This window comes from Streptomyces sp. NPDC002825 (assembly GCF_040295385.1).
GTDB lineage: Bacteria > Actinomycetota > Actinomycetes > Streptomycetales > Streptomycetaceae > Streptomyces.
In genome coordinates this window covers 119,364-132,705 of sequence record NZ_JBEOVH010000014.1, presented here as the reverse complement: position 1 = coordinate 132,705, position 13,342 = coordinate 119,364, and the positions used below count along the sequence as shown (strand labels likewise).

Below are 13,342 nucleotides of genomic sequence, written 5' to 3'. Positions count from 1 at the left end.
ACCACCAGTGCACTGCGCACGGGGTGCGGGTCCAGGCTCAGTAGCCTCCGGCGCCGGCAAGGGCGCCGTCCGTTGTGCCCACCCTCCCCCAAGCTCTCGGCTTCGCTCGAGCAGGGGGGACCCCCATCGCCCCTTGCGGAACGCCTGCCCACAACGCGGTCAGTTCGTCTTGAAGATTGCCACCGTCCTCGCCGGGATCGTGAAGGTGCCCGACGTCCGGTCGTACGTGGACGACTTCACCACCTGGTCCGCGCCGCCCGCCTGGACCGGGTGCAGGGCGTAGTCCCTGCCCGCCAGCTCCGCGACCGTCTGTGACGTGCTCGCCGGTGTCGCGTTGAGGACGATCACCAGGTCGCCCAGGCGCATGGTGATCACGCCCGGCGTCTCGTCGCGGCCCGAGAGCGGGAAGGACAGGTTCTGCTGGACCCGGTCCGTCGTGGCCAGGGAGAACACCGGCTCGGTGGTGCGGATCTTCTGCAGGTCCCGGTAGGCGGCGGAGGCGCCGTCGATCTGGGTGCATCCGACCGTCAGGGCCGGGTTCACGAGGAGCGGCTTGCCGTAGGACCACTTCGCGCGGTTGTCGGCGGCCGGCGGCAGGCCCCGGCCGAAGCCGTTGCCGTCGCGGCAGTCCCAGTGGATCGCGTTGAACCAGTCGCCGCTGTCGAAGGAGTTGCGGTCCAGGGACTTCGAACGGAGCAGGTCGCTGCCCGCCTGGGAGAGCGCCGGGCCCTGCGAGAGGGTGGCCGTCGCCATGGCCAGGACCTGCATCCGGGCGCGGTCGGCGGCCGGCGTCGAGGACGGGAGCTTGAAGGCCAGCGCGTCGTACAGCGACTCGTTGTCGTGGGCGTCCGCGTAAGCGAGGGCGTCGCCGGGGGCGGCGGCGTACCCGGCCGGGGCGCCGTTGTAGTCGACCTCGGAGCCCTTGACCGTACGGCCGGAGGTGTCGGTGAAGGTGTAGCCGGCGAGGTTGCCGGACAGGCCGACCTTGATCAGGTCCTGGTAGTGGAGCAGGCGCGCCTTCTGCTGCTCCGGGGTGCCGTTGGCGGCCGACGCGTTCGGGTCGGTGAACAGGCCGCTCGCGAAGCCCTGGATCCCCGGGTCCTCGTCGAAGGGGCCGCCGCCGCGGACGGCGTCACGGGCCCGGTCGGAGAAGGTCGCGATCCCCGTTCCGGCCATGTTCTTCTGGGTGGCCTGGACGAAGCGCGCGTCGTCGGCGATCTCGCCGAAGTTCCAGCCCTCGCCGTAGAGGATGATCGACTTTCCGTCGACGCCGTCGCGGGCGACGGTCAGCTCGTCCAGGGCATGCCGCACCGCCAGGATGTTGGCCTTGGGGTGGTGCCCCATGAGGTCGAAGCGGAAGCCGTCGACCTTGTACTGCTTCGCCCAGGTGACGACCGAGTCGACGACGAGCTTGCCCATCATGGCGTTCTCGGGCGCGGTGTTGGCGCAGCAGGTGGAGGTGGCGACGGAGCCGTCGGCCTGGAGGCGCTGGTAGTAGCCGGGGACGATCTTGTCGAGGACGGACTTGTCGGACTGTCCGGCGGCGACGGTGTGGTTGTAGACGACGTCCATGACGGTGCGCAGTCCGTCGCCGTTGAGGGCCTGGACCATCTGCCGGAACTCGACCGTGCGGCGGGTGCCTTCGGGGTCGGTGGCGTAGGAGCCCTCGGGGACGGTGTAGTGCAGCGGGTCGTAGCCCCAGTTGTATGCGTCCTTGGCCGCGGCGGCGGTCACGCAGGCCTGCTGCTCCTCGGAGTCGGGGGCGTAGACCTTCAGGTCGCAGGCGGGTGCGGTCTGCTCGGACTTCTTCTCGGGGATGGTGCCGAGGTCGAAGGCCGGGAGGAGGTGGACGTAGGAGGTGCCGGACGCGGCGAGGTCGCGCAGGTGCTGCGAGCCCTTGCTGTTCTTGTCGGTGAAGGCGAGGTAGGTGCCCCGGTGGTCCGCCTCGGCCGATCCGTCCGCGATCGAGAAGTCCCGGATGTGGAGCTCCTGGATCTGGGCGTCCCGCAGCGGCACGGCGGCGGGCTTCTTCAGCTCCTTCCAGCCCGCGGGTGCGAGCTTCGGGTCGGTGAGGTCGACGGCGAGGCTGCGGGCGGAGTCGGTGGTGAGGGCGGTGGAGTAGGGGTCGGTGACCCGGTTCTCGACGACCTTCTGGACGGTGGGGGCCCAGACCTTCACGACGTACCGGTACGGCTTGCCCGTCCAGGTCCGGGGTCCGGTGACCGACCAGACGCCGGAGGCGGAGTCGCGCCGCATGGGCAGGGTCTTCCCGTCGAGTTCGAGGGAGACGGACTGGGCGGTGGGGGCCCAGAGGGAGAGGGTGGGACGGCCGCCCCGGAAGACCGGGCCGAGGCCGGCCTTCGTGGCCTTCGCCGCGTACAGGTCGTCGAGGACGCCGGCGGTCTGGACGCCGGTGGCGGCGAGCAGGGCGCCGTTGGCGGCGCGCTGGGTGGCGATCAGCTGGCCGCGCAGGGAGTCCCGTACCCGGTCGGCGTCGCGCGGGTCGACGGTGAAGGCGGGGTACGCGGCGAGGTGCGGGAACTTCGCCTTCTGGGCGTCGGTGAGCGCGGAGGGGGTGAGGCGGAGCCAGCGGCCCTCGTCGCTCAGGGCGCCGTCGGTGACGGTGATCCCGCCGTCCTTCGCGTACACCAGCTGCTGGCTGGTGGAGTCGGTGGTCTTCGCCTTCCAGACGACGGTGTTCCGGTCGATCCACTGGGCCTCGGCCTTGCCGAGGTCGAGGTTCGGGGCGCCGCCGGTGGTGGGGAGGAGGTACTTGGGCTGTCCGGCGAGCAGCCAGACCTCGGTCCCGTACGTGCCGAGGTCGAGGGACTGGTCGGTGGGCAGGTCCTTCGCGTCGCCCTTGTGGAGGATGTACGAGAGGGAGCTCGCGCCCTCCGCCAGCGGCACCTCGTACACCGCTCCGTAGGCGTCGAAGCGCGCCGGCATCAGCGGCCGGGACCAGTCGGTGGGCTGGGCGGCGCCGGTCCACAGGTGCAGGCCCCAGCCGTCGTAGTTCCCGTCCTCCCGCTGGTAGTGGATGACGGCCTTCGTCCTGTCCGGGGTGCCGGGGGCCGGGTTCGTGTCGGACTGGCCGTCGGCACCCTGCGTGATCCAGACCTCGCCGGTGCGGCCGAGGTTGATGCTGCGCTGCGGGCCGTCGGCGGCGCCGTCCTTCTCGACGGTGTAGGTGACGGTGGAGGCGCCCTCGGGGACCTTGACCCAGGCGAAGGCGCCGAAGGCGTCGCGCCCGGTGAAGACGGCCTCCTGGCCGGCGGCCCTGAGCTTCCAGCCGTCGTAGTCGCCGTCCTGGCGCTTGTAGTGCACGACGGCGTAGGCCCGCTCGACGGCGACGGGCTTCTCCGGGGCCGGGGGCGCGCCGGCCGTGGTGGCGGCGAGGGCGCTCGCGGTGCGGCCCGCGCTGTCCACGACGACGGCCTTGTAGCGCAGGGCGGTGCCGGCGGGGGCGGTGAGGTGCTGGGTGACCTTGTAGGGGGCGTGGTCGGCGGTGCCGAGGGTCTGCCAGCGGCCGTCGCCGACCTGGGCGGCGAAGACGACGCGGTTGAGGCCGCCGCCGGTGACGTCGGCGGAGAGCTCGACGGTGCCGGTGGAGCCGGCGGCCGGGGCCTTCAGGGAGACGGTGGGCGCGGTGGCCGGGGCCGGGAGCGGCGCGTCGGCCTTGAGGGCCAGGGAGGAGAGGGCCGGGACGGTGACGGTCACCCTGCCCCGGGAGGCCGCGACGGCGCCCTGACCCCCGTACAGGACACGGAAGGCGGCGGAGTCGACGGGGACGGTGACGGTCTTGTCGGTGGTGGCGCTGTTCGTGGCGACCAGGTACTCGGTGCGCGTCTTGGCGTCCGTGCGGGTGAAGGCGTAGACGGAGCCCTCGGCGTACCGCTCCTGCTGGACGCCGTCGCGGAGGGCCGGGTGGTTCCTCGTCAGGCGGGACAGGTCGGCGATCGACCTGTAGACGGGGTGGCCGGTGTCGTACGCGTCGGAGGCGTGCGTGCGGTCGGTGCCGAGCTGGTCGTCGTCGAGGTAGTCGGCGGTCTGGGAGGCGAAGAGGGTCTGGCGGGCGTCCTTGTCGCCGCCGGGTCCGGTGAAGCCCTGCTCGTCGCCGTAGTAGATCACCGGGTTGCCCCGGGAGAGGAACATCAGCTCGTTGGCGAGGCGGTCGCGGCGGACGAGTTCCTCGTCGGAGGCGTGGGGGTTGTCCTGCTTGAGGAAGGTGCCGATGCGGCCCATGTCGTGGTTGCCGAGGAAGGTCACCTGCTCGTAGGCGTTGGCCTTGTCGGTGGTGTACCGGTAGTCCTCGGCGAAGACCTTGGCGAGGCGGTCGGCTCCGGCGCCCTGGGAGGCGAAGGCGCGGGCCGCGTCCTGGAAGGGGAAGTCGAGGGTGGCGTCGAGCCGGCCCCGGGTGACGTACGGGGAGGTGACGGCGGTGTCGGCGGAGTAGACCTCGCCGAACATGAAGAAGTCCTCGCGGCCCTGCTTCTTCGCGTACGCGTCGAGGGCGGTGGCCCACTGGGTCCAGAAGTCCAGGTCGACGTGTTTGACGGTGTCGATGCGGAACCCGTCTATCCGGAAGTCGCGGACCCACTTCTCGTAGATCTGCTTCATGCCCTCGACGACCTCGGGCCGCTCGGTCCACAGGTCGTCGAGGCCGACGAAGTCGCCGTACTCGGCGGACTCCCCGGCCCAGGTGGAGTCGCCCCGGTTGTGGTACATCGTCGGGTCGTTGAGCCAGGACGGGACCTTGCCGCCGGTCGTCGTCGGCGTGTACGGGAACGCGTCGGCGTCCACCTTCGCCGGGATGCCCGCCCGGTCGTCGAAGGGGCGGCCCGAGGCGTCGAGGTACGGGTAGGCGCCCTTGGGGCGGTAGCCGTACTTCTTCTCCGCGTAGTCGACGGTGTCGGCGGTGTGGTTGGTGATGACGTCGAAGAAGACCTTCATGCCCTTGGCGTGGGCGGCGGCGATCAGCTTCTCCAGGTCCTCGTTGGTCCCGAAGTGCGGGTCGACCTGGGTGAAGTCGGTGATCCAGTAGCCGTGGTAGCCGGCGGAGGCGTCCTTGCCGGTGCCCTGGACGGGCCGGTTCTTGAAGATCGGCGCCATCCAGATGGCGGTGGTTCCGAGGCCCTTGATGTAGTCGAGCCGCTCGGTGAGGCCCTTGAGGTCGCCGCCCTGGTAGAAGCCCTTGTCGCTCGGGTCGAAGCCGGTCTCCGTGCGGCTGCCGGTGAGGCCGCCGCGGTCGTTTCCGGTGTCGCCGTTGGCGAAGCGGTCGGGCAGGACGAAGTAGAACTGCTCGCGGGTGAGGTCCTGACGGGCGGGCTGGGCGGCGAGTGCCTTGTCGGAGGGCGGGGCCGGCGGCCGGGGTGCCGCCGTCGCGGGGACGGCGGGCACGAGGGCGGCGCACAGCGCGGCGGCCAGCGCGACCGCCGTTCTCTTGCGTATCACGGGGGTGCTCCCTGGAGGTACGGGAAGAGAGGGCCGTCCCGGTGGGGCGGCCCTGGTGCGAAGGGGAGGCTCAGTTGCGGAAGGTGTCGTTCAGGACGATCTGGCCCGAGGCGGGGACGGTCGCGGTGCGGTTGGCGCCGGACTCCCAGGTCACGTTCCCCGCCGCGTCCTTGCGGATGTACTTGTACTCGATGGCCGTTCCGGCGGGCAGGTTCACCGTCAGCTTCCAGACGGGGTACGCGGCGGAGTCGAGCTTCAGGGCGGAGGCGGGGGCCCAGTTGCCGAGCTCGGCGCGGTTGCCGGTGACGTAGATGTTCTGGCCGGTGACCGTGGTGGCGTTGACGTTGAACGAGGCTCCGGCGGTGACCGTCTGGCTGCCGCAGTTCACGGCACCGGTGTGCAGGGCGACGGCCGTGTTGGCGGCGAGGGTGGCCGTGAACTGGCCGGAGGAGTTCACCGTGACGGCGGTGTTCGACTGCACGTCGCAGTAGCTGCCGGCGGGCAGCGAGGTCTGGAAGGTGCGGGTCAGGGCCGAGGACTCGTGGTTGATCGCCACGTACGCCTTGGAGCCGCGGCCGAACGCGATCGCGTTGTTGCCGTTGTCCCACCAGTCGGTGACGGCCTGCCCGCGGGCGGTGTTGCGGAAGGCCACCATGGAGGAGATCTCGCGCCAGGCGTGCTGGCACTTCCAGCCGTCGCTGTAGCAGGCGTTCACCTGGCCGTTGTTGGGCGGGCCCGCGTCCTTGTCGGTCCACTCGTAGCCGGAGTGGACGTCCGGGGAGCCGTAGGGCCAGGCGAGCATGAAGACGGAGGCGAGGGTGTAGTTCGCGCCGTCCTTGTAGTTGAGGGTGTCGCCTCCGCGCTCGGTGTCGTGGTTGTCGACGAAGACGCCGGACTGGGCGGAGGGCATGTAGCCCCAGGCCTCGCCGAAGTTCTTGAGGTAGGCGAGCTTCTCGTTCTGCAGGACCCGCTTGAGGTCGCGGGCGTAGCGGAACTCCTGGACGTCGCCGTTGCCGAGGTACTCGCTCGGGGAGACGGCCTCGCCGGCGCCGTAGATGGCCTCCTGCTTCCAGAAGACGTTCGGGTTCGTCAGCCGCGACTTGATGTTCGCGAGATCCGCGGCCGGCATGTGCTTGGCGGCGTCGATGCGGAAGCCGTCGACGCCGAGGGAGGCGAGGTCGTTGAGGTAGCCGGCTATCTTCCCGCGGACGTAGTCCTCGCCCGTGTCGAGGTCGGGGAGCTGGACGAGCTCGCAGTTCTGGACGTTCGCCCGGTCCTGGTAGTTGGAGATGGCGGACCGGCAGTCGTCCATGTCGGCGCCCGAGTAGAGGCCGGGGTAGTCGTACTTGGAGAACGGGGTCCCGCCCGTTCCCGTGCCCGACCCGTTCGCCATGTGGTTGATGACGGAGTCGGCGACGACCTTGACGCCCGCCGCATGGCAGGTGTCGATCATGTTCTTGAAGGCGGTGCGGTCGCCGAGACGTCCGGCGATCTTGTAGCTGACCGGCTGGTACGAGGTCCACCACTGGCTGCCCTGGAGGTGTTCCTGGGGCGGTGAGACCTGGACGTATCCGTATCCGGCGGGGCCGAGGCGGTCGGTGCACTCCCGGGCGACGGAGGCGAAGTTCCATTCGAACATCACCGCCGTGACGTCCTTCTCGCCGGGTGGGGCGGCCTGCGCCGGGGCGTTGCCCGTGACGGCCACAGCGGCTCCCGCCACGAGGGCGAGTGCAGCGGCCACGGTCTTTCTGGCCATGCTTCCTCCTGCTGACTTCACTGTCGCAAGAAGTTGCCGAAAGGTTCAGCAACTGTTTTCAGCCGTGACCGTACGAGTGCCCCGACGCCCGGTCAACCCTCCGGACCCCTCGGCGCAAGTTGTTACGTAAGGACTTGCGGCAGCCGGCCGGGCGGCTGCGCGGTGGAGCCGCGCACCACCAGCTCGGGCTGGAAGACGAACTCCGTGCGCTGCACCGGGTTCCCCTCGATCTCCTCCAGGAGCGCGCCGACGGCCGCCGTCGCCATGGCCTGCACGGGCTGGCGCACGGTGGAGAGCGGCGGGCTGGTGAAGGCGATGAGCGGGGAGTCGTCGAAGCCGACGACGGAGACGTCGCCGGGCACGTCGAGACCCCGGGCGCGCACCGCGCGGATCACGCCGAGCGCCATCAGGTCGGAGCCGCAGACGATGCCCGTGCAGCCCTCGCGGAGCAGGATCTCGGCGGCCGCGTGGCCGCCCTCGACGCCGAAGAGCGTGGGCCTGATGAACCGTTCGGCCTCGGTGCGGTCGACGCCGAGGAGCTCGTACAGCTCGGCGGTGAAGCCCTCGGCCTTGCGGCGCGAGGGCACGTACCGGGTGGGGCCGATGGCGAGGCCGATCCGTTCGTGGCCCAGCTCGACCAGGTGCCGGACGGCCATCCGTGCCGCTGCCCGGTCGTCCGGGGAGACGAAGTTGGCGTCGATGTGCTCGTTGTAGCCGTTGATGAGGACGTACGGGACGCCGCGCTCGGTCAGCCGGGCGTAGCGGGACGGGTCGGCGCTGGCGTCGGCGTGCAGTCCGGAGAGGAAGACGATGCCCGCCACCCCGCGCTCCACGAGCTGGTCGACGAGCTCGTCCTCGGTGGCGCCGCCGGGCATCTGGGTGCAGAGCACCGGGGTGTAGCCGTGCCCGGCGAGGACCTGTTCGACGACCTGCGCGAAGGCCGGGAAGATCGGGTTGGTCAGCTCGGGCACGACGAGCCCGACGAGGCCCGCGCTGCGGCGTTTGAGCCGTACGGGACGCTCGTAGCCGAGCACGTCGAGGGCCGCGAGCACCTTGTGCCGGGTCGCGCCGGCCACCCCCGCCTTGCCGTTGAGGACACGGCTGACGGTGGCCTCGCTGACCCCGGACTGGGCCGCGATGTCCGCGAGCCGCGGGGCGCCGTTCCCGGCGCCCCGCGGCAGGGGGATCGTCACACCGCCCACCAGACGGTGGTGTCGGCGGGCAGCTCCGCTTCGTCGTCGACGGTGCGGACGTCCTCGTTGGAGAGGAGATACCGGCCGGGCAGCGGGACGGTGATGGCCCGGCCGGTGGTGTTGGCGGTGCAGACGAAGCCGTCGCGGCGGAAGGAGAGCACACCCTCGGGTGCCTCCAGCCACTCGACGGCGTCGCCCGCACCGAGTTCGGGGCGCTCACGCCGGACGGCGAGCGCGCTGCGGTAGAGCTCCAGGGTGGAGCCGGGGTCGCCGGTCTGCGCCTCGACGCTCAGGGCGCCCCAGGTCGCGGGCTGCGGCAGCCAGGAGCCGCCGTCGCCGAAGCCGTACGAGGAGCCCTCGACGGTCCACGGGATCGGCACCCGGCAGCCGTCGCGGAAGCCGTCCTGACCGCTGGCCCGCCAGAACGACGGGTCCTGGCGGACCTCGTCGGGCAGGTCGGTGACGTCCGGGAGGCCGAGCTCCTCGCCCTGGTACACGTACGCGGAGCCGGGCAGGGCCAGCATGAGGAGGGTCGCGGCGCGGGCGCGGCGCAGGCCGAGCTCGCGGTCGCCGGCCTCGCGGAGCTGGGTGCCGAGGCCCGCCGGGTTGGCGAAGCGGGTGGCGTGCCGGGTGACGTCGTGGTTGGACAGCACCCAGGTGGTGGGGGCGCCGACCGGGCGCATCGCGTCGAGCGAGGCGTCGATGACGGTACGGAGCTCGGCGGCGTCCCAGTGGGTGCCCAGGTACTGGAAGTTGAAGGCCTGGTGCATCTCGTCGGGGCGCACGTAGTTCGCGGTGCGGTCGACGGTGGGGGTCCAGGCCTCGGCGACGAGGATGCGCTCCCCGTCGTACTCGGCGAGGATCTGCCGCCAGGAGCGGTAGATCTCGTGGACGCCGTCCTGGTCGAAGAAGGGCATGACGTCGTTGCCGAGCAGCTTCAGCTGGTCGTGGGCGCCGATGTCGGGCAGGCCCGCGGCCTTGACGAGGCCGTGGGCGACGTCGACGCGGAAGCCGTCGACGCCCATGTCGAGCCAGAAGCGAAGGATGGAGCGGAACTCGTCGCGTACGGCCGGGTGTTCCCAGTTGAAGTCGGGCTGCTCCGGGGCGAAGAGGTGGAGGTACCACTCGCCGGGCGTGCCGTCCGGGTTCTCGGTACGGGTCCAGGCGGGGCCGCCGAAGATGGACTCCCAGTCGTTGGGCGGGAGTTCGCCGTCCTCGCCCTGGCCGGGTCGGAAGTGGTAGCGCTCGCGGAGCACCGAGCCGGGGCCCTCCCGCAGGGCGCGCTGGAACCACTCGTGCTGGTCGGAGGAGTGGTTGGGGACCAGGTCGACGATGATGCGCAGGCCCAGTTCGTGGGCCTCGCGGATCACGGCGTCGGCGTCGAGGAGCGAGCCGAACATGGGGTCGATGGCCCGGTAGTCGGCGACGTCGTAGCCGGCGTCGGCCTGCGGCGAGGCGTAGAACGGGGAGAGCCAGACGGCGTCGACGCCGAGGTCCTTGAGGTACGGCAGCCGGCTGCGGATGCCCTCCAGGTCGCCCATGCCGTCTCCGTTGCCGTCGGCGAAGGAGCGAGGGTAGACCTGGTAGATCACCGCGTCTCTCCACCAGCCCGTGTGCGTGCCGGTGGTCGGGGCGGCGGCGGGGGTGGCGAGGTGCTGGGTCATGTCTTCCTTGGGTCGTAAGGACATGGGGAGGGGGTCAGCCCTTGACGGCGCCGGCGGACATGCCGGTGACGAGGTGGCGCTGGGCGAAGAGGAACACCAGGGCGGCGGGGACGGCGATGAGCACGGAGGCCGCGGCCATCGGGCCCCACTGGGCGCCGTACTGGTTGACGAACTTCTGCAGTCCGCCGGCGAGCGTGAGGTTCTCGTCGCCGACCATGAAGGCGGAGGCGTAGGCGACCTCGCCCCAGGCGGTGATGAAGGAGTAGAAGGCGGTGACGGCGATGCCCGGCTTGGCGAGCGGCAGGATGAGCCGCCAGAAGGTGCCGAAGGGGGTGAGGCCGTCGACGTAGCCGGACTCGTCGATCTCGCGCGGGATGGTGTCGAAGAAGCCCTTCATCATCCAGGCGCAGAACGGGACGGCGATGGTCAGGTACGTGATGACCAGGCCGGCCGGCTGGTTGAGCAGGCCCATCGACGCCATGATGTTGTAGATCGGCACGATGAGGACGGCGACCGGGAACATCTGGGTGACGAGCAGCGTCCACATCAGGCCGCGCTTGCCGGGGAACCGGAAGCGGCTGACGGCGTAGCCCGTGGTGGCGGCGATGAAGACGCCGATGACGGTGGTGAGGCCGGCGACGAGCAGCGAGTTGCCGAACCAGGTGAGGAACGGGGTGTCGTTCAGCAGGTTCGTGTAGTTCTCGAGGGTCGTCTCTTTGAAGAAGTCCGTGGTGGTGGCGAACTTCGCGGGCTTCAGCGAGGTCAGCAGCACCCACAGGACGGGGAAGACGGCGATCACGGACGCCGTGATCAGGGTGACGTGCAGGCCGATCGAGGCGAGCGGCGAACGGCGGCCCCGGACCGGGGTGTTCATGGCCTGGGGGGCGGGGGTCGTGGTGGTCACCAGACTTCTCCCTGCTTGCGGAGGACGCGCTGGTAGAACGCGGCGAAGACCATCAGGAGGACCAGGATGAGCACGCCCCACGTGGACGACTGGGCGAAGTCGCGCGGGCTGACCTCGAAGGAGAACTTGTAGGCCTGGGTGACGAGGATCTGGGTGGCCTCGCCGGGCCCGCCCCGGGTGAGCAGGAAGATCACCGGGAACATGTTGAAGGTCCAGATCGTGCTCAGCAGGATCACGGTGGTGCTGACGGACCGCAGCCCCGGCATGGTGATGTGCCGGAAGCGCTGCCAGGGGTTGGCGCCGTCCATCTCGGCGGCCTCGTACAGCTCGCCGGGGATGGACTGCAGGCCGCCGAGGAGCGCGACCATCATGAACGGCACGCCGAGCCAGACGTTGGTGGCGATGACCGAGAGCTTGGCCCAGGTGGGGTCGTTGAGCCACGGGACGGCGTCGATGCCGCCGCCCGCGAGGATCTCGTTGAGGATGCCGCGGCGCTCGTCGTACAGGAAGCGCCAGGCGAAGACGGAGACGAAGCCGGGGACGGCCCAGGGCAGGATCAGCAGCATCCGGTAGAAGGAGCGGCCGGCGATCCTGCGGTTGAGGATGTTGGCGAGGCCGAGGCCCAGGGCGAAGGTCAGGGCGACGCAGGACACGGTCCAGAGGATCGTCCAGCCGAGGGTGCCGAGGAACTGGCTCCCGGTGATCGCGTCGGTGTAGTTGTCCAGGCCCACGAACTCGTAGCTGGCCGGGATCTCGTTGACGCCGATCGACCGTGCGACGTTCCGCTCGTTGGCGTCGGTGAACGACAGGTAGATGCCGCGGACCAGCGGATAGCCGATGATCACGCCGATCACGATCACCACCGGGGCGACCATGGCCCAGGCGTACCAGTGGGTGGAGAGGGAGCGCTTCGCCGCGCGGCGCGGGTTACCAGTTCCGCGGCTCCGGCCGCGGGCGACGTGGTCGCCCGCGGCCTTCGCCACCGACTGGCTGGGACTGTCCACAGCCATGAGCCGGCCTGCCTTCTTTCTTACTTCCAGTCCTTCAGGAGCTTGCGGTACGAGTCACCGATCGCCTTGGCGCCGGCGTCCGGGGTGGTCTGGCCGGTGAGGACCTTGGTGTACTCGACCTTGATCGGCTCGAAGAGGCTGCCGCCCTCCGGGATCCAGGGGCGCTCGACGGCCTTGTCGACGACCGGCTTGAAGAAGGCGATCATCTCGTTGGTCGCGACGTCCGGCTTGATGTAGACGGACTCGCGGGTCGGGAGCAGGCTGAGCTCCTTGGCGATCCGCGTCTGGGTCTCGACCGAGGTCATGTACTCGGTGAAGGCGTACGAGGCGTCCAGGTTCTTGGAGCCCGCGTAGACCGCGAGGTTGTGGCCGCCCTGCGGGGCGCCCTGGCCGGCCGAGCCGGCCGGGACCGGCGCGATGCCGAGGTTCGCCTTGTCGGCGAACTCCTTGCCGGCGTAGGTGTCGGTGACGGCCCACGGGCCGTTGATCATCATGGCGACCTTGCCGTCCTTGAAGGACGCCTGCATGTTGTCCCAGCCGTTGGTGGCGTCGGTGATCGCCGCCTTGGAGTCGACCAGGTCCTTCACGGTCGCGAGCGCCTTGACGCCCTGGGCGTTGTCGATCGTGACGGTCTTCTTCTCGGCGTCGACCATGTCGCCGCCCTCGCCGTACAGGAACGAGAGGAACCAGTACGGGTCGTCGCCGCGCAGGTACAGGCCGGTCTTGCCGGTCTTCTGCTTGATCTTGGCGGAGACGGACTTGAGCTCGTCGATGCTCTTGGGGACCTCGACGCCGGCGTCCTTGAAGATCTTCTTGTTGTAGAAGATGCCCATGGAGTCGATGACCTGCGGAACGGCGTAGGTCTTGCCGTTGAACTTCGTCGAGGCGGTGGCCTGCTTCAGGAAGTCGTCGGAGTCCTTGAGGGCGGCGGTCCCGTCCAGCGGGGCGAGGTAGCCGAGGCTGGCGAAGTCGGGGGTCCAGGCGACCTCGGAGCGGATGACGTCGGGCGCGCCGGAGCCGGACTGGGCAGCGTTCTTGAACTTGTTCTGCGCCTCACCGAACGGCACGTTCACGTACTTGACGGTGACCTTGGGGTGCTTCTTCGTGAACTCCTCGGCGATCTTCTTGAAGACCTTGTCCTCGGAGCCGACCGTAGAGGTGTCCCACCAGGTCACGGTGCCCGAGAGCTCGCCCGAGCCCTTCGAGCCGCCGTTGGAACCGCTGTCGCTTCCGCCGCACGCCGCCAGGGTCACGCCCAGGGCCGCGACCAGCGTGGTGGCCGCTATGCCACGCCGCATGTGAACTCCTTCAGTGATCCCGGGGGGACGAGGGGCTGGAACCTTCCTCATTGCGACCGCTCCCTC

At 70.1% G+C, this 13,342-nt stretch carries 7 protein-coding genes; all 7 read right to left on the bottom strand.

All coding sequences use genetic code 11. From position 1 onward, the window contains the following. Positions 1-159 precede the first annotated feature (159 nt). A complete protein-coding gene (pulA, locus tag ABT041_RS19855; protein ID WP_351186118.1) occupies positions 160-5,451 on the bottom strand; it encodes a pullulanase-type alpha-1,6-glucosidase in 5,292 nt (1,763 codons plus the stop codon). Positions 5,452-5,521: 70 nt separating this feature from the next. Further along, positions 5,522-7,207, bottom strand: coding sequence for a carbohydrate-binding module family 20 domain-containing protein (locus ABT041_RS19850; protein ID WP_351186116.1), 1,686 nt, complete (start codon positions 7,205-7,207; stop codon positions 5,522-5,524). 122 nt (positions 7,208-7,329) lie between these two features. Beyond that, on the bottom strand, positions 7,330-8,409 hold the full coding sequence (locus ABT041_RS19845) for a LacI family DNA-binding transcriptional regulator (protein ID WP_351186114.1): 1,080 nt from the start codon (positions 8,407-8,409) through the stop codon (positions 7,330-7,332). Beyond that, positions 8,397-10,064 carry a glycoside hydrolase family 13 protein gene (locus ABT041_RS19840; protein WP_351186112.1) on the bottom strand — a complete coding sequence of 556 codons (1,668 nt, stop codon included), beginning with the start codon at positions 10,062-10,064 and terminating at the stop codon, positions 8,397-8,399. The genes ABT041_RS19845 and ABT041_RS19840 overlap by 13 nt, the downstream gene beginning before the upstream one ends. A 34-nt stretch (positions 10,065-10,098) precedes the next feature. Continuing rightward, positions 10,099-10,971 carry a sugar ABC transporter permease gene (locus ABT041_RS19835; protein WP_502976540.1) on the bottom strand — a complete coding sequence of 291 codons (873 nt, stop codon included), beginning with the start codon at positions 10,969-10,971 and terminating at the stop codon, positions 10,099-10,101. Next, entirely contained in the window at positions 10,965-11,978 is a 1,014-nt protein-coding gene (locus ABT041_RS19830) for a carbohydrate ABC transporter permease (RefSeq protein WP_351186110.1), read from the bottom strand. The genes ABT041_RS19835 and ABT041_RS19830 overlap by 7 nt, the downstream gene beginning before the upstream one ends. A gap of 20 nt (positions 11,979-11,998) precedes the next feature. Continuing rightward, entirely contained in the window at positions 11,999-13,276 is a 1,278-nt protein-coding gene (locus tag ABT041_RS19825; RefSeq protein ID WP_351186108.1) for an extracellular solute-binding protein, read from the bottom strand. Positions 13,277-13,342 lie beyond the last annotated feature (66 nt).

Excerpts from the sequence above, each read along its gene's own strand:
- ABT041_RS19840 (WP_351186112.1), bottom strand. The coding sequence starts at position 10,064 with ATGACCCAGCACCTCGCCACCCCCGCCGCCGCCCCGACCACCGGCACG.
- ABT041_RS19850 (WP_351186116.1), bottom strand. The coding sequence starts at position 7,207 with ATGGCCAGAAAGACCGTGGCCGCTGCACTCGCCCTCGTGGCGGGAGCC.
- ABT041_RS19830 (WP_351186110.1), bottom strand. The coding sequence starts at position 11,978 with ATGGCTGTGGACAGTCCCAGCCAGTCGGTGGCGAAGGCCGCGGGCGAC.
- ABT041_RS19825 (WP_351186108.1), bottom strand. The coding sequence starts at position 13,276 with ATGCGGCGTGGCATAGCGGCCACCACGCTGGTCGCGGCCCTGGGCGTG.